Below are 3,099 nucleotides of genomic sequence, written 5' to 3'. Positions count from 1 at the left end.
GCACGCACGGTGTGAAGCGGGGGAAAAGGGCTCCTAACGTACCCAACTATAATGTAACTTTCGGTTACTAACTTTAATGTCATTCCTTTGGACTTACATTAAAGTTAGTGCCTTTACATTAAAGTTGGTTACTAGTTACATTAAAGTTGGTAACTAGCAGCGGTGACGAGGATGTCCCCTACCTATCGCTATAGAATGGGATAAGCCATCTATTACCATCGTCAATCCTAGAAAGGCTTGTATTCTTCACCCTGAGGAAAATCGGATTTTATCTGTCCGTGAATGCGCTCGACTTTTTGATGTGAGCGACAATTTCGAATTCAAAGGCAAACTTTCATCAAGGCAGCAGCAGATTGCAAATGCTGTCCCCGTTCGCCTAATGCGTTCAGTGGCTGAAGTTATTAAATCGTCGATCCACAGATTTAACGAAGCTCTCACCACCTTTAATGGCTTACAGCTCGTTTAAATGCTACTTACTTCTCGATCGGATTAAATCATGTTATGATAACTCCATACTTTGGTTTTAATTTGCTTTCGCCATGCGGCTATGGAGCACATGATCTAAATTCGCTAGCTAACAAGCGCCTAATTCTGTGAATAACACCATTTATGGTAGTTGCAGATAGGCGCTTTTTTTGTTGGCATTTTTAGACAAAAGGGGCGTGATGGAGAATTGGTTAAGGGGCGATTTTATGGGAACTCAACTTTCATTTACTTTTCAAAATGAGAGTTTATTAATCACGGGACAAAAAAATGCAGAAACCAGTGTCATGGATAATCCCATTGATCCTTTTGTGGAAGCAAATAAAAAGTTCTTCGTGGACTACACCGGTGTTCAACTGTCATTAGATTTTACAAAACCCAAGGAGGAAGAATGTATGAATATAAAAGATGTATCTGAAAAATTGGGAATTAACAATAAGTATACGCTACTCATTTTTGATGACTTAACGGGATTTCCAGTCGCAACTCAACTAACAATGTTGAAAGTATTATCAGCACCAGCAGCTCAATATAAGGAAGCTCTACATTTAACATTTCGAGTTAAAAGACACCGTAGGGCAACCGAAATTATCTTTTTCCCAAATAAAACGTTTATTATATGGGAGGGTCACATTCATATTGACACGAATATGTGGGGAAAAGCCTCAATAACTACAAATGGTGTTATCAGGAAAAGGAGCAAGTACGGTAAAAATGACGAATGCTTTTTAATTAAAGATGGCATGGAATCAACTGAAAAGGAGCCAATTATAGTGTATCGCCCTGTTGGCCCAATTTTTTAATTTTTTAGCTATATAAAATATATTTAATACAAGACCCTCTGAGACTATACTCAGGGGGTTTTATACATCAGGAGGGCAATCATGGAGTTCATAATAACATTCACTGACCCAAAGCATACAGCACCAATTGAGGATGTGCTTGAAAGATCGGATTACATATTCCAGATCATTCATACTCCCCTTGAGTTATTGGACATTAACGTATTTTTTTGTAAAACTGCTTTAATGGTTACCAATGGAAATTTACTCCTACTTGAATTGATCTCGGAAGTGCCAGAGGCAAGTTTATTTTGTAATCAAAATTCGCAGTATGAATTCGTTTATGCTGTTCAAGAAGGAGTATAAAATGGAACAACTCTCTTTTTTTTCGGATGAGGTAGATTCAGCTTCAAAAACGACAACATTCACTGGAATCCTACCACCTATAAAACCAGCTTCGAATGCAATTCGGGTGGTGATCGAAAATATAAAGGAAGCATATTTAGATCGGAAAAACCAAATGCCTTTTGTAGTAACGACTTCATTTGGAAAAGATTCAACTTTACTCTGCTTATGTATGTGGGGAGCCTTATTAGAAATACCCGCTAATCTTAGGTTGAGAAAAGTATATTTTATAAGTTCAGATACTGGCTTGGAGCACCCTAACCTAACTAAGTATGTGCATGATAGCATCAATAAGATGAACCAGAGTGCTGCAGAACAAGGTTTGGATTGTGTTGAAGCAATATTGGTTGAACCGAATCAGAATGAAAAATTCGCACGAAAAGTAATCGGACATGGGCTAGTAATGCCTTCTTCAAAATCCCCCTTCCGTTGGTGCACAGACAAATGGAGTGCGACTTGTTCCCTGAATTAAACTGTACCGGAAACAGTACACCTTAGACATCATTTGGAGAAATTTTAAAATATCTATAACATAATGGTAAGAGGTAAGTTTTCATGAGTAATGGAGTGGAAAGCAATTTGAACAGACTAATCGGAGCTTTGAATATGCTTGTCGGAAATGAAGGAATTCATGAAGATGATTGCGAATGTGACAATACACACGTTCAAAACAATACAGTATGTCGGTATTGTTGGAGCCGTGAAGTTCGTAGTGAAGCACTATCTTTAGAATAGTTTAAATCCATAGTGGTGTCTGGGAAAAATCAGGGCAGAGGTACTTTTAAATCGACCTCTGAACTCTACTTTCAATTTAGTAGGTGTAATTCCTACTCAGGAATGGATGTTGGGATTCCTGACCTAATACTCCGACATGCGTCTCAATTGTGTTCATTGAGAGGTATGAAGCTCGGTGAAGTCGGCGAAACAGAAGCCTGTGATGGTTTCTAAAATAGTCGGGGTGCTATAAATCCACTATGCTCAGAATACTTGAGAAACAAGTTGACGAATCCTTGAATGTACGGCTCGAAAGTCTGGTGTAGATCGAAAAAGAAGTTCTACTTCCCCTAAATGGGGTATCAGCGGCAGATTAGTCTATTCCATTGGAACCATCTGCACCTATCAAAAAAAGTAGGTATCCGAAGTCTTCCCAACAACTGACAACGGTGTAAGCTGACGGGTTATAGAGGAGAGCTAAGGTGGAAAATGTAAAGCTAAGAAGTAGGGAACTAGTGAAGCCTAGAAGAGCGCATTACGGATGACACAATCTAGCTCTAAACAGTAGGAAATGACTGTTTTATCCGGGTGGCAGCAGCCTGTAGTAGCTAAGAACCAGAGTAACTTCTGGGGAGCGAAGGGGCATAGTCGTTGATCTGAGATAAGTTAACAGCTAATCTCGACTATACAGAATAGTTTATAGACAACGATGGAA

The 3,099-nt window shown here is 39.0% G+C and carries 4 protein-coding genes; all 4 read left to right on the top strand.

Features of this window, described 5'->3' with window-relative positions:
- Positions 1–184: 184 nt before the first annotated feature.
- The 4 genes from QD47_RS31340 (at position 185) to QD47_RS29235 (ending at position 2,142) form a co-directional block, all read left to right on the top strand.
- Positions 185–466 carry a DNA cytosine methyltransferase gene (locus QD47_RS31340; RefSeq protein ID WP_327204695.1) on the top strand — a complete coding sequence of 94 codons (282 nt, stop codon included), beginning with the start codon at positions 185–187 and terminating at the stop codon, positions 464–466.
- Positions 467–638: 172 nt separating this feature from the next.
- Positions 639–1,286: a hypothetical protein gene (locus QD47_RS29245; RefSeq protein WP_235332396.1), complete on the top strand. Its 648-nt coding sequence runs from the start codon at positions 639–641 to the stop codon at positions 1,284–1,286.
- Positions 1,287–1,367: 81 nt separating this feature from the next.
- Positions 1,368–1,631: a hypothetical protein gene (locus QD47_RS29240; protein WP_044649428.1), complete on the top strand. Its 264-nt coding sequence runs from the start codon at positions 1,368–1,370 to the stop codon at positions 1,629–1,631.
- Position 1,632: 1 nt separating this feature from the next.
- Entirely contained in the window at positions 1,633–2,142 is a 510-nt protein-coding gene (locus QD47_RS29235) for an adenine nucleotide alpha hydrolase family protein (protein ID WP_044649427.1), read from the top strand.
- The last annotated feature ends 957 nt before the right edge of the window (positions 2,143–3,099 follow it).

Source organism: Paenibacillus terrae, assembly GCF_000943545.1.
GTDB classification, from domain to species: Bacteria; Bacillota; Bacilli; order Paenibacillales; family Paenibacillaceae; genus Paenibacillus; species Paenibacillus terrae_A.
The sequence above is the reverse complement of the archived record's forward strand: the minus strand, read 5'-3'. Positions and strand labels throughout refer to the sequence as shown.